Below are 25,752 nucleotides of genomic sequence, written 5' to 3'. Positions count from 1 at the left end.
CTATTGACTATACGGTAACTGTATACTTTAGAATATTGAGTAGGAGGAGATAATTATGAAACTTTCACTCAAGATTAAAACAGCATACGGAATTATAGCAATAGCGGACCAGTGTTTATACTTTCTTTATGGCACTTTTTTCCTGTTTTTTACAACTACTGTGGTTGGAATTGATCCGGGAATTGCAGGAGTCATTGCAGCTCTTGGTGCTCTTTGGGATGCCATAAGTTCAGCAATTATTGGATTTATATCAGATAATACCCATTCGAGATTTGGGAAAAGGAGGATGTTCATCATATGTGCATCCATACCGGTAGCTATTGTTACTACACTACTATTCACAGCTATAGAAGCGTCCATGACGGTTAAGATTATTTATTATGTTTGTATGACTTTACTGTTTTGGACTGGGTTTTCATCATTTTTTATTCCGTTCTTAGCATGGGGTGCAGAACTTACAGAAGATTATAACGAACGAACAAGGCTGAGATCTTTTGCGTATGTGGGAAACACATTGGGTATGGCTATAGGAGCAGTCATGCCTACAATTTTCGTGGACCATTTAATGAACATGGGAAAAACACAGGCCCAGGCATGGCATGGGACGGCAGCAATGATCGCAGGCTGCGTATTCCTGTCACTGTTTATTGGAGCCTTTATAATAAAGGAACCAAGTAACCTGGATCAGAAACCGGATGATATGAAAATGTCTGTTAAAAGATTTTGTCAGATGTTTCTGGATATGGTCAAAGGGTTTGCTGAAATTCTTAAATTAAAGACACTTAGATATGCTATATATGCAAGTATATTATATCTGGCAGCAAATACCATCTTCGTGGCAGACAGACTTTACTTTTATACATATAACATGGGACTGGATGCCTTAAGTATTACTGCTCTCATGGCCATAGAACCTTTTGCAGGTATGATCTTTGTGCCGATTTTAGTGGCCACAAGTAGTAAGTTTGATAAGCGTAGTCAGTTTATGGTGGGGATGACTATTTGCGCTATAAGTATGGTGGCGCTCAGATTTATCGGAACAACTAATTTTCTGGAAGCTGCTATTATGCTGGTAGCTTACGGGTTAGGCGCTATTTGCTACTGGCAGTTGATGCCAGCTATGATTTATGACGTTTGTGAGGTTGATGAACTGGTAAGCGGAAAACAAAGGCAGGGAACAATCGTATCCCTGCAGGCCATATCAGAGTCTTTATCTGAGGCAGTAGGCTTAGTACTTTTAGGTAATATGCTTCAATGGGCTGGCTTTGACGGAAATGCAGTTTCTCAGCAGGAGAATGCACTATTCTGGGTAGATAACGCATTTACCCTGATACCTGGAATATTTATGTTTTTATCGGTTTATATGATTTACAAGTATCCTATAACGCGGAAAGTGTTTAACAAAGTACTAGGAGCTGTGGAAAAGCAGAGAGAAGGACATAAAGTAAATCTGGAAGAATTCAAAGAAGTTTTATTATAATTACAAAAACAGCTTACCATAATGATAATTATGGTAAGCTGTTTTACTTTTTACAGTGAACAGAAATCTTAATCATATAGTTATCATATCCACACATGGACAGTTCATCTAATATGGTATCTTCATAAAAATATTCTCCCGGTGTATAGCCTTTTTGAAGTAAGTCGTCCAAAAGTGTTTTATAACTTTCGAAGGCTGTATTAAAACCATTGCGATGGTATATAACGGCAAAGGTCCCTGCAGGTTTTATATGAAGGTCCGGATAGATCCTGCCTGAAACTTTGGTATATATGTGAGCATAGGAATAATAAATACCACTGGTGGGCATATCAGAAGTTCTAATGGTGCTTCCAATGGAATGAATCATATATAGCCCTAAATCATGGCAATAATTATAATGCTTTGTGATGGCTGCTGCCATGGATTTGTCATCAGGTTTTCCGCTATAATCAGTAGTGATAAGATATTCTTCTGGCATTTCTACATAACTTACTCTTTCTGTTGCCGCATGAAGGCCTTCTTCCGTAATATCCGTTTTTGTTATAATATAGTTCTTTATCCACTCCAGCTCTTTAATTTTGTTTTCTACTTCATTCTGTTTTTCATGAAGGAGCTGTATAAGGCTTTCAGGAGTTCTGGTATCCAGATATTGTTTTATTTCTTTTAAAGGCATGTCCAGCTCTTTTAACATTGAAATAATCTCAAAGACTTCAATTTGCTGATAGGAATAATACCGGTAACCATTTTCCTTGATGATTTCTGGAGAAAAGAGGCCGATATCATCATAATGAAACAAAGTCTGCTTTTTTACATGACAAAGTTTTGCGAATTCTCCTGTAGTAAAATAATTCTGTTTCATTAAATTCATTACCTCATCTCCTTTTATTAATGTGAATTGTTACCAGACTATATAAAGCAAGCTTTTCATTGCCTAATTTATCCTGTTTTAGTATAATATATCAACAGGGTATTATACTCATTATAACTTATCTGCACTGATGAGACAAATAATAGAGAAAAGAATCTTTCATAAAACAAATTTTAATTTGAAGATTTGGAGAGAATACTCAAAAAGATTAAAAGAGGTACGAAATGAATTATATTGAAACCAAAATATATACCAGCAGATATGGAATAGAGCATATTCTTAATACACTGTCAGAGATGGGTATTGAGGATGCTGTTATAGAAGATCCCGCAGATGTAGAAGAGCTGATGGATAAGAAGAATTCTTACGACTGGGATTATGTGGATGCCAGTGTGATGGAGCAGATAGATGAGGAACCGGCTATTATTTTATATATGGAAGATTCCGACCAGGGAAAAGAAAAAGTACAGGATGTAAAAAATGCTATGGAAAGTCTAAAAGAACGTATGGACAGGGGAGAGTTTGGAACAGACTTTTCTTTCGGAAGAATGAAGGTTGAAGATAAGACCGTAAAGGATGAAGACTGGAAAGACAACTGGAAAGAATTTTTTAAACCTGCAAAGATAACGGAAAGAATAGTGGTAAAACCTACCTGGGAGGCCTATGAAAAACAGTCGGAAGATGAACTGATTATTGAAATTGATCCAGGCATGGCATTTGGAACGGGCACCCATGAAACAACAACGCTTTGTATTAAATTACTGGAAAAATACACCAAGGAAGGAGATGCTGTCCTGGATGTAGGCTGTGGGTCAGGTATTTTATCCATAGCAGCTGCATTGCTTGGCATTAAAAATATTCTTGGTGTGGATATAGATCCGGTAGCTGTTGAAGTTTCAAAAGAAAATGTTGCATTAAACGGCTTTTCGGACACAATCCAGATTCAATATGGTGATTTGACAAAAGGTATAGATTATAAGGCTGATGTTGTAGTAGCTAATTTAATGGCCGATCTAGTGATGATGCTGTCTTGTGATGTGGCTAGACATTTAAAGAATAAAGGCGTATTTATTTCTTCGGGTATTCTTATAGAAAAACAGCAGCAGGTATCGGAAGCTATTAAAAATAATGGATTTGAGATTATAGAAATATTAGAACAGGGTGACTGGTGCGCCATAGCAGCGAGGTTAAAATAGATGAGCAGATTTTTTACTACTCCTGAGAATATTGGTGATAAGACAATAAGAATAACAGATAAGCAGGATATCCAGCACATGATAAAAGTGTTACGGCTCCGTGAAGGTGACAGAATAGATGTATCGGATTCTGTCAGATGGGAATATGAAACGGAAATCTTGCGCATTGATAAGGAGTATGTGGAGGCAGTGATACTGGACAAGCAGAAATTTACCAATGAACCTTTTACTAAAGTAACTTTGTTTCAAGGGGTTCCTAAGCAGGGTAAGATGGAATTGATTATACAGAAAACCGTAGAATTAGGAATCTATGAGATTGTACCAGTTTTTACAGACAGAACAATAGTTGCTGACAACGGAAATTTTTCAAAAAAAATTGAAAGATGGCAGAAAGTTTCTGATGAAGCAGTAAAACAATGCAAGAGAGGGATTATTCCAAATGTTGATGGAAACATCACTTTCAGTAAAATGGTTTCTTTGCTGGAGGGATTTGATTTAGTCCTGTTCCCCTATGAAAATGAAGATAAGACAACCATAAAGGATGTACTCAGGGGACTTGAGCACCAGCCTGAAACGGTAGCAATTATCATTGGACCTGAAGGCGGATTTTCTGATAAAGAAGCAGATCTTTTGAAAAGTATAAATACAGAATGCGTTACTTTGGGAAAAACAACCCTTCGTACTGAAACAGCGGGAATGGCTGCCCTTGCTATGGTTATGTACGAATTAGAACTATAAAATTTATTAATGAAATAAAATATGTTTAAAAAGAACAGGGTAAAGGTATATATTTAACATAAAATGAAATTATTAGTAGATTATAGTTTGTAAAACATATATAATGTAATAAAATATCGATATATGTTTTTAGTTTGGAGGTAATTTGTATGAGTGAAAAGAAATTTTTTGTGTGTAAGCACTGTGGAAACTTAGTTGAAATGATTAAGAGTTCTGGAGCACCTATGGTCTGTTGTGGAGAAAAAATGACAGAACTGGAGGCAAATACAGTAGATGCAAGTTTTGAGAAACATATACCAGTTGTAACCGTTGGAGGCAATACAGTTGTTGCCAAGGTTGGTTCTGTTGAACATCCTATGGTTGAAGAACATTATATCGAATGGCTATATCTTTTGACTTCAAAAGGTGCACAAAGGAAGAACCTTTCCCCAGGAGAAAAACCAGAAGCTGAATTTGCTCTGGCACAGGGAGAAACTCCATTAGCCGTATTTGCTTATTGCAATCTACACGGATTATGGAAGTCAGAAATAAAATAACTAATCAGTAAAAAATGGGAGCTGTAGCAAATTTATTTTGCAACAGCTCCTTATTAATATAATTTTTAACTCTCTTACATATAATGATATAAATATATCTAGGTTTAATGGAAATGGAGAGAGGAATAAATGGCAATTAAAATTTTTATTGATCAGGGACATAACCCGCAGAATCCCAACGCTGGTGCAGAAGCCAACGGAGTGAGGGAACAAGACATTACCTTTGAGGTCGGAGTGCGACTGGCAGCATTGTTAAACAGCAACCCCAATTTTGATGCAGAACTATCCAGAACTTCACCTACTGAGGTACTTGGTACCAGTAATGCTACAAGCCTTCAGGCCAGAGTGTATGCTGCTAACTCATGGGGAGCAGATTTCTTTATAAGCTTACATTGTAATTCCAGTGAAATAAAAGAAGCAAGTGGAAGCGAAGCCTATGTTTTCAAGAGAGAAAGTCCGGCCTATGACATGGCGCTGAGGCTGTTAGAGGGGCTTCATTACATGACAGGACTGGAAAACAGAGGTGTATTTATACGTCCTACTTTATATGTGCTGAGAGCCACGGATATGCCTGCTGTCCTTGTTGAAATGGGATACATAACGAATGTCAATGATGCACATCTGATGTCTACAGACCCGCAAAGTTTTGCCAGGGGCATATATAACGGTATATTATTATATTATGGCATGCTTTAAAGTGTAAAAAACAGAGGGCGGCAGTTAATGAGCCACCCTCTGTTTATTTATTTTCCAGGATCTTTTTAAAAAAACTATCGCTGCTTTTATCCGGAGGTCTGAGATATCTTCCTAATTTGTACAAACATTCAGGATCCCGGGAAATCTTATTTATCTTTGCTGAACAGGTTAAAGAAGCTTTAAATCCCATTTCTTTTATAAGGACTTCAGAATTCTTCGTGTAGTAACCAAAAGGATAAACCATAGTATTTGGTGTAGTGCCAGTATAGTCAGTTATCCTTTGTTGGAGAAGACCCACATCTGCAGTAAAATTCTCCCTGTATTTTTCCATTCCTTCTCCTGATTTTTCACCGCATCCCGTTCGTCCACTCTTAGAATCATGCATGTCATAAGTATGATTCTGTATCTCTATGTGTCCAGACATAATCATTTCATTTATCTGCCCCCAGGTCAGATAAGAATAGTAAGAATTATTTATTTTAATAAGGCTGTACCTGTCCGTCTGTGAACCAAGAATGGAAATTACAGCTTTCTGGTTATATTTTTTCAGTAATGGATATGCATACAGGTAGTTGTTATAAAAACCATCATCAAAGGTGAGAAGAATGGGTTTTTCAGGTAAAGGTGCTCCATTATAAACGTAATCAATTAACTCCGTCATGGAAATTGCAGTATAGCCATTGTCTTTCAGATATTTTAAGTCATTTTCAAATAAACGGGGAGAAATGAAATAGGTATTCTGAAGCTTTGATTCCTTAACCAGACCATGATACATGATAATAGGAAGACGGATAGTACCCTGTTCTGCAGGCTTATCTCTGGATGTAATAGCCATATGGTTTCCCGCTGAAGGAGGGGAAACGTATAGATGACAGAATATAGAAACTGACAGCAGTATAATGCATAATGTCAGGGAAGACCATATTGCAGGCCAGATAAATTTGTGAAAGCGCATGTTAACCTCCCATGTAGTAATATATAAACTATATGAACGAAGGAGGGTAAATATGATTTCCCTGAGATTTCAAAATATGAATTAATAAAAGAAGAGCAGAAAATCTGCTCTTCTGTATATGTATTTAAAAAAATAATGTTGACCTTTTACCCTAAAACTGCATTAGCAATAAGGTTGTCAAATTTTCTTATATCAATACCTTTTTTTAAATTCACTTTAATATGCCCTGCTCTGGTCCATAACTCTATTTCTGCATTTAAGTCTAAGGTGCCAGCATTTTCTGATGACCACATGTTTATTGATGAGTAAGGCAAAGAGTAGATTTCCACCTTTTTGCCTGTGAGGCCTTGTGCATCACGCACAATTAATCTTTTGTTTGTAAAAATAGCAGAATCCCGGATGGTTTTATATGCAGCTACAGCTGTTTCACCTGCCGTAAGCATAGAATTTATATCATTGGGGATAGGGCATTCGCTCACAAATGTCCATGCTAAGTTTTGAGATAATTCCATTGCCATTTTTTTTCTCCTTTCATAGAAAAAAATATATTGTATTATAATTTTACCATAAAATCTTAGAATTTCCATTTTTTTATTATTTTCTACCCTTTTTTACGAAAAATAGAGATAAAGGGTAATATATGATGTAGAGGTTTAATTTTTGTCTTATATATTACCTTGTTGAAAAAACGGCATATATGATATATGATAAATGAAACATTACGTGGAGGATATAAATTTGATTAACGATAATATTCAAGTTATTAATGGGATTAAAATAGATGATACATGGTCTGATTTTGCAAGGGATTTTGTTCGCAGCCATGGCAGAAAAATGCTTATAGGGATAAAGACTCTTGGCTGCAAAGTAAACCAATATGAAAGTGAAGCAATAAAGGAAAAGTTTATCAATAACAATCATGAGATTGTAAATGAGAATGATTTTGCTGATGTTTACATTATTAACACCTGTACAGTTACCAGTCTGGCAGATCGAAAATCCAGGCAGTATATCAGAAGGATGAAAAAGCTGAATCCGGACAGTATTGTGGCAGTAACGGGGTGCTACGCCCAGGTAAGCCCGGAAGAGGTGGCGGCCATAGAAGCCGTTGATATTGTTACCGGCACAAATCAGAAAAGCAAACTGGTGGAACTAGTGGAGAATTATAGAAGGACTTCACAATCAGAAACAGAGAAACTGGTTGATGAGTATGAACAGCTGAATGAATATGAAGAAACGGGTATCATTACTTCCATGGAATCCAGAACCAGGGCTTATATTAAAATCCAGGAAGGCTGTGACAGATTCTGTTCTTACTGTGTGATTCCTTATGCAAGGGGCCAGGTGAGAAGCAGGGCTGTCAATGACATCCTGCAGGAGGCAAAGAGTCTTGTAGAGAGGGGTTTTAAAGAACTTACTCTGACAGGTATCAACACAGCTCTGTATGGAACCGAAGAAGGATTTCATAAGAAGAATCATGTTCAGGAACAGCTTCAGGGAATAGAAATCATAATTGATGAACTGGAACGGTTAGAAGGTGATTTCAGAGTGCGGTTAAGCTCTCTGGAGCCAACCGTAATTAATGTTGAATACGTTGAAAGACTTTTAAAATATAAGAGGCTTTGTCCTCATCTTCATTTATCTGTTCAGAGTGGCAGCAATAAAATACTGAAAGCTATGAACAGACGGTATGATCGAGAAGAGTATCTGGACATCGTGAATACTTTAAGGAATTTTGATTCCGGGTATGGTATAACTACGGACATTATCGCAGGCTTTCCCGGGGAAACGGAAGAGGATTTTAAAGAAAGTCTGGATATTATCAGACAAGCGGAGTTTTGCAAAGTACATGCATTTAAGTACTCCAAGAGAGAGGGGACTAAGGCAGCTTTAATGAAGGGACATGTATCTCCTGAGGTAAAGAACCGAAGAAGTGAAGAACTGATTTCTGTTGGGAACCAAGTCTCCGAGAAGTTTTTTAAAGATAATTTAAACAGGAACAGAACGGTTCTTATTGAAGAGTATTTAGAAGATATTCACTGCCTGACTGGGTATACAGAAAATTATATTAAAGCATATATCGCATGTGACAGTTCTGATTATACAAGCATGATTAACACATTTGCAGAGGTAAAACTGACAGGTATTTATAAAGACGGAGTAATGTGTCAGTTAAACTGTCAGGCTAAACGGTTCTGACAAAAAATTAGAGGACAGGAAATCATAGTAACCCTTGAAAACTAACAGAAAATGGATTATAATTAAAATTACGAATCTAGAAAGGGAGTAAAATAAATGGCAGAATGTATCTTTTGTATGATTGCAAATAAAGAAATACCATCAAAAATTGTTTACGAAGATGATAAAATTGTTTGTTTTCATGATTTAGAACCTCAGGCCCCTGTTCATGTACTGATTATTCCGAAGAAACATATTCCATCTTTGGACAATGTCAGTGAAGAGGATCAGGCACTATTGGGCCACATTATGTTTAAAGTGAAGGATATAGCTTGCGAGCTGGGACTTGAAAATGGCTACAGGCTTGTGAATAATTGCGGTGAAGATGGTTTCCAGACTGTAAAGCATTTGCATTTCCACCTTCTGGGCAAAAGAAAAATGACATGGCCACCAGGTTGATAAAAAATTTACTTGCCTTATGGGACAAAAGATAGTATAATACGTATGTTGTAGATAAAACCGTTGGACCAGCATTCGTTAGTTCATGAGAGGTCAGGAGGTGAATTGGATACATGGCACAAGTAGTTGTAAGAGAAAACGAAAGTTTAGAAAGCGCTCTTAAGAGATTTAAGCGTTCTTGCGCAAGAGATGGAGTAATGTCAGAATTGAGAAAAAGAGAACATTACGAAAAGCCAAGCGTAAAGAGAAAGAAAAAGTCTGAAGCTGCAAGAAAAAAGGCTAAGAAGTTCTAGTTAGCTGTTTTTTTGTAGAAATAGATTAGAGGTGTTTTGATTGACCTTAAAGGAAAGATTAACAAATGACTTCAAAGAAGCTATGAAAGCAAGAGATGAGGTCAGAAAGAATACAGTAAATTTTGTTCGTGCTGCTATTAAACAATATGAAGTGGACAATAGAGCCGAGCTTGACGATGAAGGTGTTTTGGCGATTTTAACAAAACAAGTAAAAATGAGAAAAGACGCCCTCGCTGATTTTGAGAAAGCTGGAAGAACAGATCTTTTAGATTCCTACAACAAAGAAATAGAAATTTTAAAGTCTTATTTACCTGAACAAATGTCACCTGAGAAAATTGCAGAAGTTGTTAAAAATGCAGCTGCTGATATGGGCATTGAAGGTGGAAGACAGAATATGGGAAAACTGATGGGAGCTGTAATGCCAAAAGTTAAGGGTTTAGCTGATGGTGATGCAGTGAAAAAAGCAGTAGAAGAATTTCTATCATAATAAAACATTTAACACCCCAATTTCATAATTGGGGTGTTTTTTCTTGAAGCCCTGCCCCATCTGTGATGCGGGGCCCAGGTCTCACACAGCAATTTGTAGCAGCTATAGCTGCTACAAATTTTTCAGTTTCTATTTTGAATGTAGAATTTTTTTGGATTGATTTCCTACTAAACCTATGGTAAAATAGTAGTATATCTTATGAAAGTGGGTATGAAAATGAGAGTATCAACAAAAGGAAGATATGCTTTAAGGCTGATGATAGATTTAGCGGAGCATGATACGGGTGAATATATATCCCTTAAAGACATATCGCAGAGACAAAATATATCAACCAAATATCTTGAACAAATTGTAAGCCAGCTTTGTAAAGCTGGATATTTAAATAGCGTCAGAGGGCCTCAGGGAGGATATAAACTGGCGAAAGTTCCCAAAGATTATACCATTGGCGACATTTTAAGGATTACTGAAGGAAAATTTGCCCCTACAACCTGCCTGATGGATGAAGAAAACCAGTGTGAAATGTATGAGGAATGTGCTACGATTTCATTCTGGGAAGGTCTTTATGCTGTTATAAACCAATATATAGATTCTTTTACGCTGGAAGATATTGTTGAACAACATCGTGAAAAAAGTTTGTGGGATTATACTATTTAGATTTTAAACTGCTTAAATTTTAGGCAGTTTATTTTTTTAGAGAATAAAATTAAGTTTTTCAGGATATAAAATTTTATCTTTTTATATTATTTTACTAAAATCCTATTGACAAAGTAGGAAATAAATCCTATTATAAATATATTAAAAATAAAACTCTTATTAAAAATTTATTGGAGGTTGATGAGATGTCAAAAATATATAACAGCTTAACAGAATTAATTGGAAACACACCACTACTTGCACTGAATAATTATAATCATAATAGAGATTTGAAAGCCGAAATTATTGCAAAACTGGAGTATTTTAATCCAGCAGGCAGTGTAAAAGACAGAGTGGCTTTAAATATGATCAATGATGCCGAACAAAAGGGTCTGCTGAAACCAGGCAGTGTCATTATTGAACCTACAAGTGGAAACACAGGTATAGGGCTGGCATCTGTGGCATCGGCAAGAGGATACAGAGCTATCCTGACTATGCCGGATACCATGAGTGTAGAAAGAAGAAATCTGCTTAAGGCATTTGGTGCAGAAATTGTTTTGACAGAAGGGGCAAAAGGAATGAAGGGTGCTATTGCAAAAGCAGAAGAATTAGCAAAGGAAATTCCAGGAAGCTTTATTCCAGGTCAGTTTGACAACCCTGCAAATCCTGAAGCTCATAGAAAAACTACAGGTGTGGAAATCTGGAAGGATACAGAAGGAAAAGTAGATATTTTTGTTGCTGCTGTTGGTACAGGGGGAACGCTTACAGGGACAGGCGAATATTTGAAATCACAGAATCCTGCTATAAAAATTGTGGCCGTTGAACCGGCAGCATCTCCTGTTTTATCGGGAGGAAATCCTGGACCACATAAAATCCAGGGGATTGGCGCTGGTTTTGTACCGCAGGTATTAAATACAGATATTTATGACGAAATTATTAAAGTGGAAAATGATAACGCTTTTGATACCGCCAAAGCTTCTGCTAAAGAAGAAGGACTGCTTATAGGTATTTCCTCTGGAGCTGCTCTGTGGGCAGCAACTGAACTGGCTAAAAGGCCAGAAAATGAGGGGAAGAAGATTGTAGTACTGCTTCCAGATACAGGAGAGAGATATTTATCTACCCCTAACTTTATTGATTAGTAAAAGATATAAAATGTCTTAAGAAAATGACCTTCAGCAGGTCATTTTTTTTTTAATTTGTAATACATTATTATGATGAGGTGAGATTAATGTATGGATATAAAGAATGAGCTGCTTTATGACTTTAGTTTAAATATGCCGAGAGTTCTTGTCAGTGGACGTACTGGAATTATTGATAACGTTAAAAAGATTGTATTTGTTTCCGAAAACAGTATTGTAATTGACAATGGCAAACGTTTTACTGCATTAAATGGTCAGGATTTAATAATAACCCAAATTGAGGATGAAAGGGTGCTGGTAGCGGGTGAAATCAAATCAATCGAGTTTTATGGAGCATTACCTGCTGATAAAGGTTGAAGGATTCAAACAGCAGGATTTTATTTCCCAGTGCATGAAAAAGGGAATACCATTACGAAATTTAAAAATTAAAAATAATATTGAAATGACACTTAAAATAAAAAGTGATGATTTTGATGCTTTTAAAAAAATAGGAAAAAACAAATATAGGATTAGTATTATTTCAGAGGGTGGATATATTCCTCTATTGTCGGCTATTTGGAATAATAAGGCAAGAATCTGTGGGATTTTTGTGTTTATCTTTATCATTTATTTTCAAACCTTGTTTATTTCTGAAATAAGAGTCTATGGCTATGAAATGTTTACAGAACGGCAAATAAGGGAATGCTTGAAAGAAGGAGGCTTGTATGAAGGGTGCAAAAAGTCTATCGACATAGAAAAGCTGAAGCTTTATCTGTATGATAAAATTGATAACGTTTCGTTTGTAGGCGTAAATATGAAAGGGAGCCTGGCAGAAGTAAAAATAGTAGAAGGAACGATAAATCCCAAAAAAGTAGATAAATCTGCACCATGCAATGTAGTTGCAGACAAAGAAGGATATATTTACAGAGTTACTCCCATTGAAGGCATAAGAGCAGCAGACACTGGAGATTATGTAAATAAAGGGGATATAATAATTGCTGGAACGGTACCTGTCAATTCTACAGCATACGGTCAGCCAGAAAGCAGCGTAACAGAGAGATACGTTCACGCAGAAGGAAAAGTTCTGGCAAGGATTCCTTACAGATTTGTTTACAACCAGAACAGGTATGATATTATTAAAAAACCCACAGGAAAATTCTTTTACTCTTTTGATTTGAAAATTGGTGATAAGAGTATTAGCACGGATGACATATTTAATCCTTTTGAAGTTTCAACTGTTGAAAGAGTAAAATCTTTTAAAGGAGTGAGACCATTTCCTTTTTCTTTTTCTGTTTCAAAAGTAAATGAAATTGAACTTCAGTCACATAAAAGAAGTAAAAATGAAATTAAAAAGGAGGTAAATAAGCTTGTCAGGCAGAAAATAAAAGAAAAATTACCTAAAAATACACAAATTTTAAATAAAAGTTTGTATTTTACTAATAAAAAAAATATAATAGAAGTAGCTGTAATGATTGAATCGTTACAGGAAATTGGAATGGAACAGGAGATTATCTTTGGAGAAAATGCAGAGTGAGGGGCTAAAGCTTCAAGTAAGTGAAGCCATAGACAGAGGAGAGCTTTTTGGAAGCTTGGATTCAAATTTAAAAATTATTGAAGAATATTTTGGAATTACTATTGTTCAAAGAGATAATGAACTGATATTAAAAGGCGAAAAAGTTATTGAAGCACAAAAAGTTATTACAGAAATGATATCCATTATTTCCATGGGAGAAAAACTGGATACCCAGAAGATTAACTATGTGATAGCTTTATGTGAAAATGGCATGTCTTATAAAGAAAGCAAGATAAATAAGGATATTATTTGTTTTACGTTTAAAGGCAAGCCTTTAAAACCTAAAACCATAGGCCAGAAAGAATATGTAAACAGCATACGTAAAAAGGACATTGTATTCGGGGTTGGACCTGCTGGAACGGGAAAAACCTACATTGCAGTGGCTATGGCTATCAGTGCTTTTAAAAATAAAGAAATCCAGAAAATCATATTAGCAAGACCAGCTGTTGAAGCTGGAGAAAGACTTGGTTTCCTTCCAGGAGATTTACAGGAGAAAGTAGATCCGTATTTAAGACCACTATACGATGCCCTTTATGATATACTGGGCAGAGAAGGTGCTTTAAGATTAAAGGAAAAAGAAGTAATTGAAGTAGTTCCCTTAGCATATATGAGGGGAAGAACCCTGGACAATTCATTTATCATTCTGGATGAGGCTCAGAATACAACAAAAGAACAGATGAAAATGTTTTTAACCAGGCTGGGTTTTGGCTCTAAGGCTGTTATTACAGGTGATATAACACAAATTGACTTACCCAGAGGTAAAAAATCAGGGTTAGTGGATGCTATCAATGTGTTAAAACCAGTTAAAGATATTGATTTCTGCTACTTAAAGGATGTGGATGTAGTCAGACATGAGCTTGTTAAAAAGATTATTAATGCTTATGAACTATACTATAATGAACATCCAGAACCAGAAAATCAGGACTAGAGCAGAAAAAATATTGAGTATGAGGATTAGAGGTGACAGATATGAACATTATTTTTAGTGAAGAAAGAATGCCTGGACAAGCTGTTGTTGACAAAATGATTGAGGCAGGAAAATTATGTGTTTTAGAGGAAGGCATGAATCCTGAAACGATTGTTGTCAGTGTTACATTTGTTGATGAGGAAGAGATACATGCATTAAACAAACAGTACAGGGGTGTGGACAGAGTTACAGATGTTCTCTCTTTTCCTCAGTTCGATGATTTAAATGATTTACCGGAAGAGGGAGAAGTCTGTATTGGAGATGTGGTCATATGCCCGGAACAGGCATTGCTGCAGGCCGATGACTTTGGGCATTCTCCGGAGAGAGAACTGCTTTACCTTTTTGTTCACAGTATGTTCCATTTGCTTGGTTATGATCATATGGAAGAGGATGATAAGACCGAAATGAGAGGAAAAGAAGAGCTGATTATGAGCAAAATAGGTATAGAAAGGTAGGAAACCCAAATGAATTATAAGGAATTGTTTTTGAAATCCCGCGAGGCTGCAGAAAATTCATACGCACCCTTTTCTGATTTTCACGTAGGTGCAGCTTTATTAACGGGAGATGGAAAGGTGTACACTGGCGTTAATGTGGAAAATTCCTCTTTTGGTGCTACTATCTGTGCAGAGAGAACGGCTTTTACAAAAGCTATTTCTGAAGGCGAAAAAACATTTGAAGCCATTGCCATAAGTGGTAATGGTGGTGAAGCCTGGCCCTGTGGAATATGCAGACAGTTCATGTATGAATTTGCACCTGAGCTGATTGTTATAACTGGTGAGGATGAAGAACACCTGGAGCAGATGACTTTAAAAGAGCTTCTGCCTCATGGATTTAAATTGTAATAAAAGGAGAAATATATTGAAATCAGGATTCATAGGAATAATTGGCAGACCAAATGTTGGTAAATCAACATTGTTAAATGCAATACTAGGAGAAAAAATTTCTATAACAACAGATAAGCCCCAGACTACAAGAAACAGTATCCGGGGGATTTATACCCATATGGCAGAGAACAAAGACGAAGACGATGTGCAGATGATTTTTATCGACACACCGGGTATTCATAAACCAAAGAACAAACTGGGAAGCTATATGACTGGTATGGCTATCAATACATTTAAAGAAGTAGAAGTGATTATTTTTATCGTAGATGATGAATTGTCAGCGGGAACGGGAGATAAATATATTTTAGATTTATTAAAGGATGTTGATACTCCTAAAATATTGGTGATAAATAAAATTGATAAGCTGGAGCCTGATAAGTATCTCAGAATATATGAAGAATATAGTGCAATGGGTATTTTCCATGCCATTTATGGAACTGCAGCTATCGAAGGAAAAAATGTTGATGTGATTCTTAAGGAAATCGAGAGCCTGTTGGAAGATGGTCCAATGTACTTCCCAGCGGATATGGTAACTGATCATCCTGAAAGATTTATTGTCAGCGAAATTATCCGAGAAAAAGCACTGTTATATTTAGAAAAAGAAGTGCCTCATGGTATAGCTATAGAAATTGAAAGTTATAAAGAAGAACACAATATGGCCAGAATAGGCGCAGTCATTTACTGCGAGAAGAAATCACACAAAGGCATTATCATAGGAAAAGAAGGAAAGAAACTAAAAGGCATAGGTAAAAGTTCCAGAATGGAAATAGAAGCTCTTTTGGGTACAAAAGTCTTTCTGGAGTTATGGGTAAAGGTTAAGGAGAACTGGAGAGACAGTGACTTTGCCTTGTCTAATTTTGGTTACGATAACAGGGAATAGATATGTATACTGATACAGAAGGTGTCGTTTTAAAAAATGTCAAAATGCCAGGGGGCAGAAAAATATTGGTATTGTTTTCTTTAAAATATGGAAAGATAAGTGCAGCAACCAATATTAATGAAAAAGGTAAAAGTAAGTCCACTCTAGCCTTACGGCCTTTTACTTACAGCAGATTTGAGATTTATAAAAACAGGGACAGTTACAATATAAACAGTGCAGAGGTCTTAAAGAGTTTTTATAAAATTGGTGAAGATGTGGATAAATACATGTATGCATCTTATATTCTGGAGTTTACGGATAAGATTATTTCGGAAAATGAAAGAGCACCTCAATTATTTGACCTGCTTATTGATTATCTGGCTGCTTTAGAAAAAAGAAATAAGAAATATGCCACACTGGCCCTGGCGTATCAGATAAAAGCTCTTATGCATGTGGGTTGTGCTCCGGAAACCCGGAAGTGCGTATGCTGCGGAACCAGTAAAAATCTGAACTGGTTTGTGATAAATGAAGGAGGCACTGTTTGTAATGATTGCTTAAATAAACTACAAAGTAATGTCAATGAATCATTGATTTATGACGTAAATTTTGGTATTATTGAGGTAATAAACTACATTTTGACAAATCCACTTAAGAACTTGGAAAATTTAGCTTTACATGATAAAACACAGGAAAAACTTAAATTGCTTATACGCAGTTATATAGCTTATCATTTAGATATAAGAAACCTAAAAAGCGAAAGCTTTCTAATTGAATAATTTAAGGAGGTAAGATTATGGAGATTACGTTAGAGAAGATAGAGTTAGTTAAGGACAGGACGGGTGTCAGCTACAAGGAAGCAAAAGAAGCTTTAGAAGCCGCTGGCGGTAGTGTTGTTGATGCAATTATTGCTATTGAAGAATCCATAGATGAAAAGGGGAAATCAAAGATAGGAGAAGGCAGTTCACAGGTTATTGAAAAAATCAAGGAGACTATAAGAAAGGGAAATGTCTCCAAGATTATTGTGAAAAAAGACGATGAAGTGATGCTGAACCTCCCTGTAAATATAGGTATACTTGGAACTTTTCTTGCTCCATGGGCTATGATAGCCGGCTTGATAGCTGCTTTTGGTACAAAGTGCGTGATTGAGCTGGTTAAAGATGATGGCGCAATTATTGATATCAGTGAAATGGCTAACGACACTTTCGAAGATATCGTTGAAAAGGGTTCTGTAATTGCAGATGAAGTTAAAGTAAAGGGCGTTGATGTATATAACAATGTTAAAAATAAAACTTCAGATGCATTAAACAAAGTGAAAAAGGAAAGTGAAGAAGGCTGCAGCTATGATGATGAATGCGAATGCGAATGTGGTGATGATTGCTGCTGTGGTGACGATCAAGCAGAACATGAAGGATGCTGCTGTGGATCTACACCAGAGGAAGAAGAAAAATAAATTCTGTTTTGAACTTAATAGTTAAAATTCAAAAGACGAGCTTTGCTCGTTTTTTGATGATAATATAAAAACTAGGAATGGTAGGTAGATATGAGTAAGGAAATTACAATGGAGAAAATTACAGCTTTGGCTAAAAACAGAGGTTTTGTGTATTCTGGCTCTGAAATATATGGCGGACTGGCAAATACATGGGATTATGGACCTATAGGCGTGGAATTAAAAAACAACGTTAAGAAAGCCTGGTGGAGAAAATTTGTACAGGAATCGAAATATAATGTAGGTCTGGATGCGGCAATTTTAATGAATCCAAAGACATGGGTGGCTTCCGGACATGTGGGCGGTTTTGCGGATCCTCTTATTGATTGTAAGAGCTGCAAAGCAAGATTCAGGGCAGACAAGCTTATTGAAGATTACTTAAAAGAAAATAATATTACAGACATACAGGTTGATGGATGGTCAAATGAGAAACTGGAATCTTATATTCAGGAAAAAGGAATTGCATGTCCTGAATGTGGAAAAAGTGATTTTACAAGTATCAGACAGTTTAATCTGATGTTTAAGACCTTTCAGGGAGTTACCGAAGATTCAAAATCAGAAATATACCTGAGACCTGAAACAGCACAGGGCATTTTTGTAAACTTTAAAAATGTCCAGAGAACTTCCCGAAAAAAGATTCCATTTGGTATTGCACAGGTTGGTAAATCCTTTAGAAACGAGATTACCCTGGTAATTTCACTTTCAGAACAAGGGAATTCGAGCAGATGGAGCTTGAATTTTTCTGCAAGCCTGGTACAGATCTGGAGTGGTTTAACTACTGGAAAGATTATTGTGAAGCATTTTTAAAATCTCTTAATATGAACAGGGAAAACTTCAGATTAAGAGATCATGAAAAGGAAGAATTATCTCACTACAGTAACGCAACTACTGATATTGAATATCTGTTCCCATTTGGCTGGGGTGAACTGTGGGGTATTGCAGACAGAACAGATTTCGACTTAAAGCAGCACAGTGAGCATTCCGGTCAGGAAATGAACTATACAGACCCTGAGACCAATGAAAAATATATTCCGTACTGCATTGAACCTTCTCTGGGGGCAGACAGAGTTACATTAGCATTCCTGTGTGAGGCTTATGACGAAGAAGTACTTACAGATGCAAATGGAAAAGAAGATATCAGAGTGGTTTTGAGATTCCACCCGGCACTTGCTCCATTTAAGGCAGCAATACTTCCGCTGGCTAAAAAGCTTGCTCCGGTAGCACAGCCAATTTATGAAGAACTTTCAAAACATTTTATGGTTGACTATGATGAAGCAGGTTCCATAGGAAAGAGATATAGAAGAGAAGATGAAATTGGTACCCCATTTAGTATATGTGTAGACTTTGATACAGAGAATGATGGATGCGTTACAATCAGAGACAGAGACACGATGGAACAGGTAAGAATTCCTGTAGCGCAAGTGAAGCAGTACATTGAAGAAAGGCTGGCATTTTAAGCTTTTGACAAAGAGGAAGGAGTAAAATGGGAAAGTTTGTATATTCATTTAATGAAGGTTCAAAAGATATGAGGAATCTTTTAGGCGGTAAAGGGGCAAATCTGGCTGAGATGATTCAGATTGGGCTGCCGGTGCCCTTTGGCTTTACTGTTACCACGGAAGCATGTAATAGATATTACAATGAAGAATGTGAGATTGCCGAAGATATTATTGAGCAGATTTTTGAAAAACTTTCTGAACTGGAAAATGTTACTGACAAAATTTTCGGTGACGTTTCCAACCCTCTTTTAGTTTCTGTTCGCTCTGGTTCTGTGTTTTCAATGCCTGGGATGATGGATACTATTTTAAATCTGGGATTAAACGATGAAACTGTAGTTGGACTGGCTGAGCTTTCTAAAAATGAAAGATTTGCCTACGACAGCTATAGAAGATTTATACAGATGTTTGGAAATATCGTGCTTGAAATTCCTAAGTCTAAATTTGAAGAAATAATAAACGGAAAAAGACAGGAACGAAACTGTCAGTTTAATTTAGATTTGAAAACAGAGGATTTAAGAGAGGTTATAAAACTATATAAAGAACTTATAAAAAACGAAACTGGACGGGAATTTACTCAGGATCCTAAAAAACAATTAATGCAGGCAGTAATGGCGGTTTTCCGATCATGGAATAATGAACGTGCTGTACTTTACAGACAGCTAAATAATATTTCTTCAAGTCTGGGCACAGCTGTAAATGTTCAATCTATGGTATTTGGAAATATGGGAGACAATTCCGGTACAGGGGTTGCTTTTACCAGAAATCCTATCAATGGAGAACCTGGGATTTTTGGCGAGTTTCTGATTAATGCCCAGGGAGAAGATGTGGTCTCTGGAATCAGAACCCCTCAGCCTATTTCTGAAATGGCAGAATTGTTTCCGGATGTTTATAAAGAATTTTTGAGAATATCCAAACTTCTGGAAGAACATTTTTCAGATATGCAGAATATTGAATTTACTGTGGAGAAAAATAAGCTGTTCCTGCTTCAGTCGCGTAATGCCAAGAGAACTGCAGAAGCAGCAGTGAAAATTGCTGTAGATATGGAGCAGGAAGGATTAATAGATAAGAAAACTGCTGTTACCAAGCTTGAACCAAGACAGATTAGTCAGCTTCTTCACCCCAGATTTGAGGGAGAGGATTTAAAAAACACTCAAAGGCTGACTTCTGGTCTTCCGGCTTCCCCCGGGGCTGTTACAGGGAGAATCTGTTTCAGCGCACAGGCAGCACAATTAGCATCATCAAATGGAGAAAAAGTAATATTAACAAGAGTGGAAACTTCCCCAGAGGACCTGGCTGGAATGGTTGCAGCAGAAGGTATACTCACAGCTAGAGGCGGAATGACTTCTCACGCTGCAGTGGTGGCAAGGAGCATGGGCAGATGCTGCATAGTGGGCTGCTCTGAAATGAAGGTAGATGAACTTAAGAAAACCATTACCATTGGAAACATTGTTTTAACGGAAGAGGATTGCATCTCTCTTGATGGAAATACTGGAATGGTTTATAAGGGGGAAGTAAAAACAGTCACCCCTGAACTGTCTGGCAACTTCGGCATTATTATGAAATGGGCCGATGAGATCAGAACTTTGAAAATAAGAGCTAATGCGGATAATTATCAGGAAGCACGTTCGGCAGTACATTTTGGCGCAGAAGGAATTGGGCTTTGCAGAACAGAGCAAATGTTTTTAAAGGAAAACAGAATTTACATCATCCGCAGAATGCTGTTAACAGACAATGAAGATAAAATAAGAGAGGCATTGCTGCAGCTGCTGCCTTTTCAAAAGAAAGAATTTAAGGCTATTTACGAGGTGATGCAGGACAGACCTGTTACTATCAGACTTCTGGATTTGTCATTTCATGAATTTCTGCCAAATACTACAGAAGAAATACAACGTTTATCAGACCAAATGAATGTACCTTATGAAAAATTAAATAAGAGAATTGAAGAACTTCATGAATTGAATCCAATGATGGGGTACAGAGGGTGCAGACTGGCGGTTACTTATCCGGATATAGCTGCAATGCAGACAGAAGCAATTATTCTGGCGGCAATTGAGTTGAAACGAGAAAAAAATCTTGAGATATCACCGGAGATTATGATTCCAATGATAGCATTGGAAAAGGAATTTACGTTTATAAAGAAGATTGTGGTGGATACCATTGACCGATGTTTCAAAAAAGAAAATATAACGCTAAATTATTCAGTGGGTACTATGATAGAAGTACCAAGAGCAGCATTAACGGCAGACGAAATAGCACAGGAAGCTGAATTCTTCTCTTTTGGAACCAATGATTTAACCCAGATGACTTTCGGATTTTCACGGTCAGACTCTTTAAAAATTATTCAGGAATACAGACAAAAAATGATTTTTGAGAATAATCCTTTTGAAACCATTGATAAAAATGGTGTAGGGAAGCTGATAAATATGGCAGCTGAATTAGGTAGAACCGTAAGACCTAATATGAAGATGGGCATTTGTGGAGAACAGGCAGGTAATCCTGAAACTGTTGAGTTTTGTCACAGCACCGGGTTGAACTATATTTCCTGTTCCCCTTACCGTGTTCCAGTTGCAAGGCTCGCTGCTGCACAGGCAGTAGTAAAAGAAATGGATAATAATCATTTATAGAAATTATAATGACCAATCAGATAATCCTCTGATTGGTCATTGTTGATTTTGACGTGAAAGTTTACTGACTTTCAAAAATAATAATATCATCTCCTATTTTTATAATGGAACTCCAGGGAAGCTGCATAAAGTCATGTCCTGCAAGGAATCCTATCTTTGATTGAAAATTAGGAACAAGAATCGATTTAATTTTACCAGTATCTTTTTCAAACAGCATTTCAGCATCCCAGAGCTGACCATGTCTGCTGCCATTTCGCAAATCTACGATTTCTTTGTCTCCTATTTCACTTAGTCGCATAATGAACCTCCATTCAGTAAATAATAAATAAAACTAAAAGTATGGTTTATAGCCATATCAGGCAATAGTCCAGGATGTTTTAAATTTACAAATAAATAACGTATGTGTTTATTTATTAATATTATTTATTTAAGGAGTGTTTTATGAACAATTTTCAGAATAAGGAAGAAGAAACAAGGGATAATACGCCAAAAAAAGAATCCGACTTGTCAGAAGCAAAAGAAAATATAAAGGAACTGGGTGTTACAAACACTGTAGAGAATTTTAAGAGTGACATATTATGTCTTCCTATCATTGGCAGTATAGAAGGTCATACCTTTGCTGCTCCTACAGATAAGACCACAAAGTACGAGCACATTATACCTCAGCTGACAGCCATAGAAGAGAATGACCAGATAAAAGGGCTCTTAACAATTCTTAATACTGTGGGAGGAGATGTGGAGGCAGGATTAGCCATAGCAGAACTGATTGCAACTTTATCAAAGCCTACAGTTTCATTAGTATTAGGCGGAGGACACAGCATAGGTATTCCTCTGGCTACAGCAGCTAAATATTCATTTATTGCAGAAAGTGCCACTATGACACTGCATCCCATCAGGATGAGTGGAATGATAATCGGAGCAGAGCCTACCTTCGATTATTTTAGAAAGATGCAGGACAGAATCATTGATTTCATTATAAGGACTTCCCATGCAAACAGAGATCATATTGTAGAATTAATGAACTGTACTGATAATATGTCAAATGATGTAGGTACTGTTTTATTTAGTCATGATGCAGTAAAAGTCGGACTAATTGAAGAAATTGGTGGTCTGAGTCAGGCTTTAAATAAATTATATCAGATGATTGATGAAGAAGAAAAAATAAAAAATAATTGACAATTATTTCCATAAGGCTTTATACTGTATTTAATATGGTTAAAGGAGTAAAATATGGAATTAATTACAATTTTGTTTATAACGGATGATCTGGATTATGCCAGAGCATTGTCAACTTGTGTAGCTGTGGAAAACAGTAAAATGTTTTTTACTATTATATCCAATGAAGATTTTTACCATTATCCTCAAAAAGATGAATATAAACTTATTTTAGTGGATTATATGATAAAAACAGAAGAGACTGGATTTATTATTCTGGTTGAAGTTCAGGAGCCATTTAATAATTCTAATCAGAACCAGCATCTATACCGGTATGACACGGCAGAAAGATTATCACAGGAATTAATGCTTTTATATTGTAAAAAAACAGGCAGTAAATTCATAAAACCCATAAAAGGTTCTGGACAAACTGTTTTCTTTTGTAGTGCAACAGGGGGCACGGGCAAAACTTCTGTTGCATTAGGACTGGCACAAGAATTAGTCCGGTTTCATGGAAAAAGAGTGTTGTATATAAATTATGAAGAATTCCAATCCACAGACAAATATTTTAGACCTGATGAAGAAAAATCCTTAGATTTTTATTTATATTATATGGAAACAAATAATAATCTTTGCAGAATTATTGATAGTTTCATTATTACAGACTCATATGGTATATGTACTTTTTCTGGTTCCAAAGGAAGAAATCCATTGAAACTTCTAAATGTACAGGAAATGGATAAGTTTATGGAAATGGTGCAACAGGCTGGAAGTTTTGATTTTATCCTGATTGATGGTGACAGTTCATTAAATGAAGAAACGCTCTGGCTAATTTCTGCCTGTGATAAAATATGTAATATTAGCAGTAGTGAAATAGATATAAAACAAATTCATTATAATAATTATTTGGTACATTCTCTGGGAAGACAGATTTTTGATAAAACCGTAGAGGTTATTAATTTCTATCCCAGAGAAACTGAAGCAGAATTTCAGGAATCTCCGGAGAAAATTTATATTGATTATGATATAGACAGTTTTTATACCAGAGAAAATGATGAACATTTACAGCTTATTACAATTAATATAGAAAAAGAATTTGGAGATGGTATAAAACGGTTGTCGGAAAAGTTAACATTAAATTTACAATAGTTTAACATTTATTCTCTTTTTATCTGGCTCTTATGTTTATACTATTATAGATAGGGACTATAATGGTATATTTATGTGCAATTGAGAGGTGAATAAAATGGAAGTTAACTGGTTTCAGGTTGGGATTACATTACTTGGTAGTTTAGCAATATTTATTTATGGAATGAACCTGATGAGTGATGGATTACAGAAGACTGCTGGAGAAAAAATGAGAAAGGTTCTGTCACTTTTAACCAAAAATCCATTGATTGGAGTTATAGTAGGGGCTTTAACCGCAGTGGTGCTGCAAAGCAGCAGTGCGACAACTGTAATGGTCATAGGATTTGTTAGTGCAGGACTTATGAATTTACCTCAGGCTATTAGTATTGTACTGGGTGCCAATATAGGTACCACTGTAACGGCACAGCTTATTGCCTTTAAAGTTGGCAATTATTTATGGATATTTATTCTTATTGGTTTTATCCTGCATGTTTTTATGAAAAAAGAGAACTGGACCAATGCTGGTCAGACTATTTTCGCTTTTGGTCTGCTGTTTTTAAGTATTAATATCATGGGCAATGTGATGAAAACAATAGCAGAATTACCTGAAGTAATCCAGTTTTTTATGTCAGTTAAAGAAATACCTGTTATTGGGGTTATAACCGGTGCATTAATAACGGCTCTTGTTCAAAGCAGCACTGCTTCTATTGCGGTATTGCAAAATCTTGCCAGCCAGGTGGGGCCTGACGGAGTTTCCAGTGTTGTGGGACTTCAGGCAGCACTGCCAATTATATTTGGAACAAATATTGGTACAACTATTACAGCAGTGGTCGCATCTGTTGGAGCACCGGCGAATGCAAAACGTACGGCTGCAGCCCATATAATCTTTAATGTTACCGGTACTTTTATCTTTATGTTTTTTATCTCTTTCTATTGCAGAATGGTTCAGTATATTTCCCCTGCAGGATTGGAATATGAAGTTATATCCAGACAAATTGCAAATGCTCATATGTTTTTTAACATTATAAATACACTGATTTTCTTACCTTTTATCTGGCTACTGGTTAAAATTGTCATGAAGATTATCCCAAGTAAAGATACAGATAAACTTCCTTCACAACCACATTTCCTGGATTATAATATAATTGAACAACCAGTTTTTGCCATACACCTTGCAACGAAAGAACTTTTAAGAATTGCAGATTTTGCTTTGCAGATGATCAAGGATGTTAAGAAAGCATTTCTGGCTAATGATTCAGAGGCTATTAAGGAAGTGTTTAAAACGGAAGACATTGTCAATAATCTTCAAGAAGAAACGGTTAAATATTTAGCCTCCATTTTTGCTACAGACACATTGACAGAACATCAGGGGAATATTGTTTCAGGACTGATTCATATTGCATCTGATATTGAACATATAGGTGACAATTGCATAAATATTGCAGAATTTGCTGATGAGAAAATAAAAAATGGTTATGAGTTCTCTGACATTGCCTGTGCAGAGATTTATGAATGTTTTGATCAGGCATTACGAATGACAAGAACCACTATTAAAGCTCTTGAAGAAGGAGATTTGAACCGTGCTAAAGACCTTCTTGTTCAGGAAGAAGAAATGAACAGAACAGAAGAACGATTAAAGAGACAGCATATTAAAAGACTTTACGATAAAAGCTGTTCCCCTGAATTTACCGTTATGTATACAGATATAGTTCATAATATAGAAAGAATCGGCGATTCCTGTAAAAAAATTGCAGAAGCAGTGCTTTCTGATATTCAGTTTAAGGAAAATAATATCACAAATAAAGAATTTAAGGATGCTATATAGCATTTTTATGTGTTAAAATTAAATAGAGAAGTTAATATTAAGCTGATATATCAAGGGGCAGTATATTTATTGCTTAACCATGTATCAGCTTAAATCATATAAAAGAGTAACCATATAG

29 protein-coding genes are annotated in these 25,752 nt (G+C 36.1%); 25 read left to right on the top strand and 4 right to left on the bottom strand.

Annotated features, from left to right (window positions below; genetic code table 11):
• Positions 1 to 55 precede the first annotated feature (55 nt).
• Positions 56 to 1,480: an MFS transporter gene (locus Ami3637_RS00670; RefSeq protein WP_162360872.1), complete on the top strand. Its 1,425-nt coding sequence runs from the start codon at positions 56 to 58 to the stop codon at positions 1,478 to 1,480.
• 43 nt (positions 1,481 to 1,523) lie between these two features.
• Here Ami3637_RS00670 and Ami3637_RS00665 read toward each other — a convergent pair whose 3' ends face one another.
• Positions 1,524 to 2,348, bottom strand: a complete 825-nt coding sequence (locus Ami3637_RS00665; RefSeq protein ID WP_162360871.1) for a MerR family transcriptional regulator — start codon at positions 2,346 to 2,348, stop codon at positions 1,524 to 1,526.
• Between the two features lie 224 nt (positions 2,349 to 2,572).
• Here Ami3637_RS00665 and prmA point away from each other — a divergent pair, with 224 nt between their 5' ends.
• The 4 genes from prmA (at position 2,573) to Ami3637_RS00645 (ending at position 5,514) form a co-directional block, all read left to right on the top strand.
• Positions 2,573 to 3,544, top strand: a complete 972-nt coding sequence (prmA, locus tag Ami3637_RS00660; protein ID WP_162360870.1) for a 50S ribosomal protein L11 methyltransferase — start codon at positions 2,573 to 2,575, stop codon at positions 3,542 to 3,544.
• On the top strand, positions 3,545 to 4,282 hold the full coding sequence (locus tag Ami3637_RS00655; RefSeq protein ID WP_162360869.1) for an RsmE family RNA methyltransferase: 738 nt from the start codon (positions 3,545 to 3,547) through the stop codon (positions 4,280 to 4,282).
• 149 nt (positions 4,283 to 4,431) lie between these two features.
• Positions 4,432 to 4,818, top strand: coding sequence for a desulfoferrodoxin family protein (locus Ami3637_RS00650; RefSeq protein WP_162360868.1), 387 nt, complete (start codon positions 4,432 to 4,434; stop codon positions 4,816 to 4,818).
• A 129-nt stretch (positions 4,819 to 4,947) separates the two neighbouring features.
• Positions 4,948 to 5,514 carry an N-acetylmuramoyl-L-alanine amidase family protein gene (locus Ami3637_RS00645; protein WP_162360867.1) on the top strand — a complete coding sequence of 189 codons (567 nt, stop codon included), beginning with the start codon at positions 4,948 to 4,950 and terminating at the stop codon, positions 5,512 to 5,514.
• Between the two features lie 43 nt (positions 5,515 to 5,557).
• On the opposite strand, the gene Ami3637_RS00640 is transcribed toward Ami3637_RS00645, so the two are convergent.
• Positions 5,558 to 6,349: a polysaccharide deacetylase family protein gene (locus tag Ami3637_RS00640; protein WP_162360866.1), complete on the bottom strand. Its 792-nt coding sequence runs from the start codon at positions 6,347 to 6,349 to the stop codon at positions 5,558 to 5,560.
• 266 nt (positions 6,350 to 6,615) lie between these two features.
• Complete coding sequence (locus tag Ami3637_RS00635) at positions 6,616 to 6,987, bottom strand: PH domain-containing protein (protein WP_202931070.1); 372 nt, start codon at positions 6,985 to 6,987, stop codon at positions 6,616 to 6,618.
• A 220-nt stretch (positions 6,988 to 7,207) separates the two neighbouring features.
• Between Ami3637_RS00635 and mtaB the strand changes: the two genes are divergently transcribed.
• From mtaB to ppdK, 17 genes are all read left to right on the top strand, one after another.
• Positions 7,208 to 8,668 (top strand): tRNA (N(6)-L-threonylcarbamoyladenosine(37)-C(2))-methylthiotransferase MtaB, encoded by a 1,461-nt coding sequence (mtaB, locus tag Ami3637_RS00630; protein ID WP_162360865.1) that lies wholly within the window; start codon positions 7,208 to 7,210, stop codon positions 8,666 to 8,668.
• Between the two features lie 96 nt (positions 8,669 to 8,764).
• Complete coding sequence (locus Ami3637_RS00625) at positions 8,765 to 9,106, top strand: histidine triad nucleotide-binding protein (protein ID WP_162360864.1); 342 nt, start codon at positions 8,765 to 8,767, stop codon at positions 9,104 to 9,106.
• Positions 9,107 to 9,219: 113 nt separating this feature from the next.
• Positions 9,220 to 9,399: a 30S ribosomal protein S21 gene (rpsU, locus tag Ami3637_RS00620; protein WP_027399339.1), complete on the top strand. Its 180-nt coding sequence runs from the start codon at positions 9,220 to 9,222 to the stop codon at positions 9,397 to 9,399.
• A 40-nt stretch (positions 9,400 to 9,439) separates the two neighbouring features.
• Positions 9,440 to 9,886, top strand: a complete 447-nt coding sequence (locus Ami3637_RS00615) for a GatB/YqeY domain-containing protein (protein WP_162360863.1) — start codon at positions 9,440 to 9,442, stop codon at positions 9,884 to 9,886.
• 210 nt (positions 9,887 to 10,096) lie between these two features.
• On the top strand, positions 10,097 to 10,540 hold the full coding sequence (locus tag Ami3637_RS00610; RefSeq protein ID WP_330586741.1) for an RrF2 family transcriptional regulator: 444 nt from the start codon (positions 10,097 to 10,099) through the stop codon (positions 10,538 to 10,540).
• Between the two features lie 185 nt (positions 10,541 to 10,725).
• Positions 10,726 to 11,658 (top strand): cysteine synthase A, encoded by a 933-nt coding sequence (cysK, locus tag Ami3637_RS00605; protein WP_162360862.1) that lies wholly within the window; start codon positions 10,726 to 10,728, stop codon positions 11,656 to 11,658.
• A 93-nt stretch (positions 11,659 to 11,751) separates the two neighbouring features.
• A complete protein-coding gene (locus Ami3637_RS00600) occupies positions 11,752 to 12,015 on the top strand; it encodes a YabP/YqfC family sporulation protein (RefSeq protein WP_162360861.1) in 264 nt (87 codons plus the stop codon).
• Complete coding sequence (locus Ami3637_RS00595; protein ID WP_162360860.1) at positions 11,987 to 13,171, top strand: sporulation protein YqfD; 1,185 nt, start codon at positions 11,987 to 11,989, stop codon at positions 13,169 to 13,171. The genes Ami3637_RS00600 and Ami3637_RS00595 overlap by 29 nt, the downstream gene beginning before the upstream one ends.
• Positions 13,161 to 14,138 (top strand): PhoH family protein, encoded by a 978-nt coding sequence (locus Ami3637_RS00590; protein ID WP_162363617.1) that lies wholly within the window; start codon positions 13,161 to 13,163, stop codon positions 14,136 to 14,138. Before Ami3637_RS00595 ends, Ami3637_RS00590 begins: the two co-directional genes overlap by 11 nt.
• Positions 14,139 to 14,179: 41 nt before the next feature.
• Positions 14,180 to 14,632 (top strand): rRNA maturation RNase YbeY, encoded by a 453-nt coding sequence (gene ybeY, locus Ami3637_RS00585; protein WP_162360859.1) that lies wholly within the window; start codon positions 14,180 to 14,182, stop codon positions 14,630 to 14,632.
• A gap of 9 nt (positions 14,633 to 14,641) precedes the next feature.
• Complete coding sequence (gene cdd, locus Ami3637_RS00580) at positions 14,642 to 15,019, top strand: cytidine deaminase (protein WP_162360858.1); 378 nt, start codon at positions 14,642 to 14,644, stop codon at positions 15,017 to 15,019.
• Positions 15,020 to 15,032: 13 nt separating this feature from the next.
• On the top strand, positions 15,033 to 15,941 hold the full coding sequence (era, locus tag Ami3637_RS00575; protein WP_243158194.1) for a GTPase Era: 909 nt from the start codon (positions 15,033 to 15,035) through the stop codon (positions 15,939 to 15,941).
• A gap of 2 nt (positions 15,942 to 15,943) precedes the next feature.
• Positions 15,944 to 16,696 (top strand): DNA repair protein RecO, encoded by a 753-nt coding sequence (recO, locus tag Ami3637_RS00570; RefSeq protein ID WP_162360856.1) that lies wholly within the window; start codon positions 15,944 to 15,946, stop codon positions 16,694 to 16,696.
• A gap of 17 nt (positions 16,697 to 16,713) precedes the next feature.
• Positions 16,714 to 17,370, top strand: coding sequence for a DUF4342 domain-containing protein (locus Ami3637_RS00565; protein ID WP_162360855.1), 657 nt, complete (start codon positions 16,714 to 16,716; stop codon positions 17,368 to 17,370).
• Between the two features lie 90 nt (positions 17,371 to 17,460).
• A complete protein-coding gene (gene glyS, locus Ami3637_RS19215) occupies positions 17,461 to 18,213 on the top strand; it encodes a glycine--tRNA ligase (RefSeq protein ID WP_330586739.1) in 753 nt (250 codons plus the stop codon).
• Positions 18,132 to 18,863, top strand: a complete 732-nt coding sequence (locus tag Ami3637_RS19210) for a glycine--tRNA ligase (RefSeq protein ID WP_330586738.1) — start codon at positions 18,132 to 18,134, stop codon at positions 18,861 to 18,863. The genes glyS and Ami3637_RS19210 overlap by 82 nt, the downstream gene beginning before the upstream one ends.
• A gap of 26 nt (positions 18,864 to 18,889) precedes the next feature.
• The gene (gene ppdK, locus Ami3637_RS00555) at positions 18,890 to 21,526 is read left to right on the top strand and encodes a pyruvate, phosphate dikinase (protein ID WP_162360854.1); all 2,637 of its coding nucleotides are present in this window, start codon (positions 18,890 to 18,892) and stop codon (positions 21,524 to 21,526) included.
• A 61-nt stretch (positions 21,527 to 21,587) separates the two neighbouring features.
• Here ppdK and Ami3637_RS00550 read toward each other — a convergent pair whose 3' ends face one another.
• Positions 21,588 to 21,824, bottom strand: a complete 237-nt coding sequence (locus tag Ami3637_RS00550; RefSeq protein WP_162360853.1) for a YlmC/YmxH family sporulation protein — start codon at positions 21,822 to 21,824, stop codon at positions 21,588 to 21,590.
• Between the two features lie 143 nt (positions 21,825 to 21,967).
• On the opposite strand from Ami3637_RS00550, the gene Ami3637_RS00545 reads away from it, so the two are divergent.
• The 3 genes from Ami3637_RS00545 (at position 21,968) to Ami3637_RS00535 (ending at position 25,634) form a co-directional block, all read left to right on the top strand.
• A complete protein-coding gene (locus Ami3637_RS00545; protein ID WP_162360852.1) occupies positions 21,968 to 22,702 on the top strand; it encodes a ClpP family protease in 735 nt (244 codons plus the stop codon).
• Positions 22,703 to 22,756: 54 nt separating this feature from the next.
• Entirely contained in the window at positions 22,757 to 23,830 is a 1,074-nt protein-coding gene (locus Ami3637_RS00540; protein ID WP_162360851.1) for a P-loop NTPase family protein, read from the top strand.
• 97 nt (positions 23,831 to 23,927) lie between these two features.
• Entirely contained in the window at positions 23,928 to 25,634 is a 1,707-nt protein-coding gene (locus Ami3637_RS00535; protein ID WP_162360850.1) for a Na/Pi cotransporter family protein, read from the top strand.
• Positions 25,635 to 25,752: the final 118 nt, after the last annotated feature.

The organism is Aminipila terrae, from assembly GCF_010120715.1.
GTDB classification, from domain to species: domain Bacteria; phylum Bacillota; class Clostridia; order Peptostreptococcales; family Anaerovoracaceae; genus Aminipila; species Aminipila terrae.
This window is presented reverse-complemented; position numbering and strand designations above follow the sequence as displayed.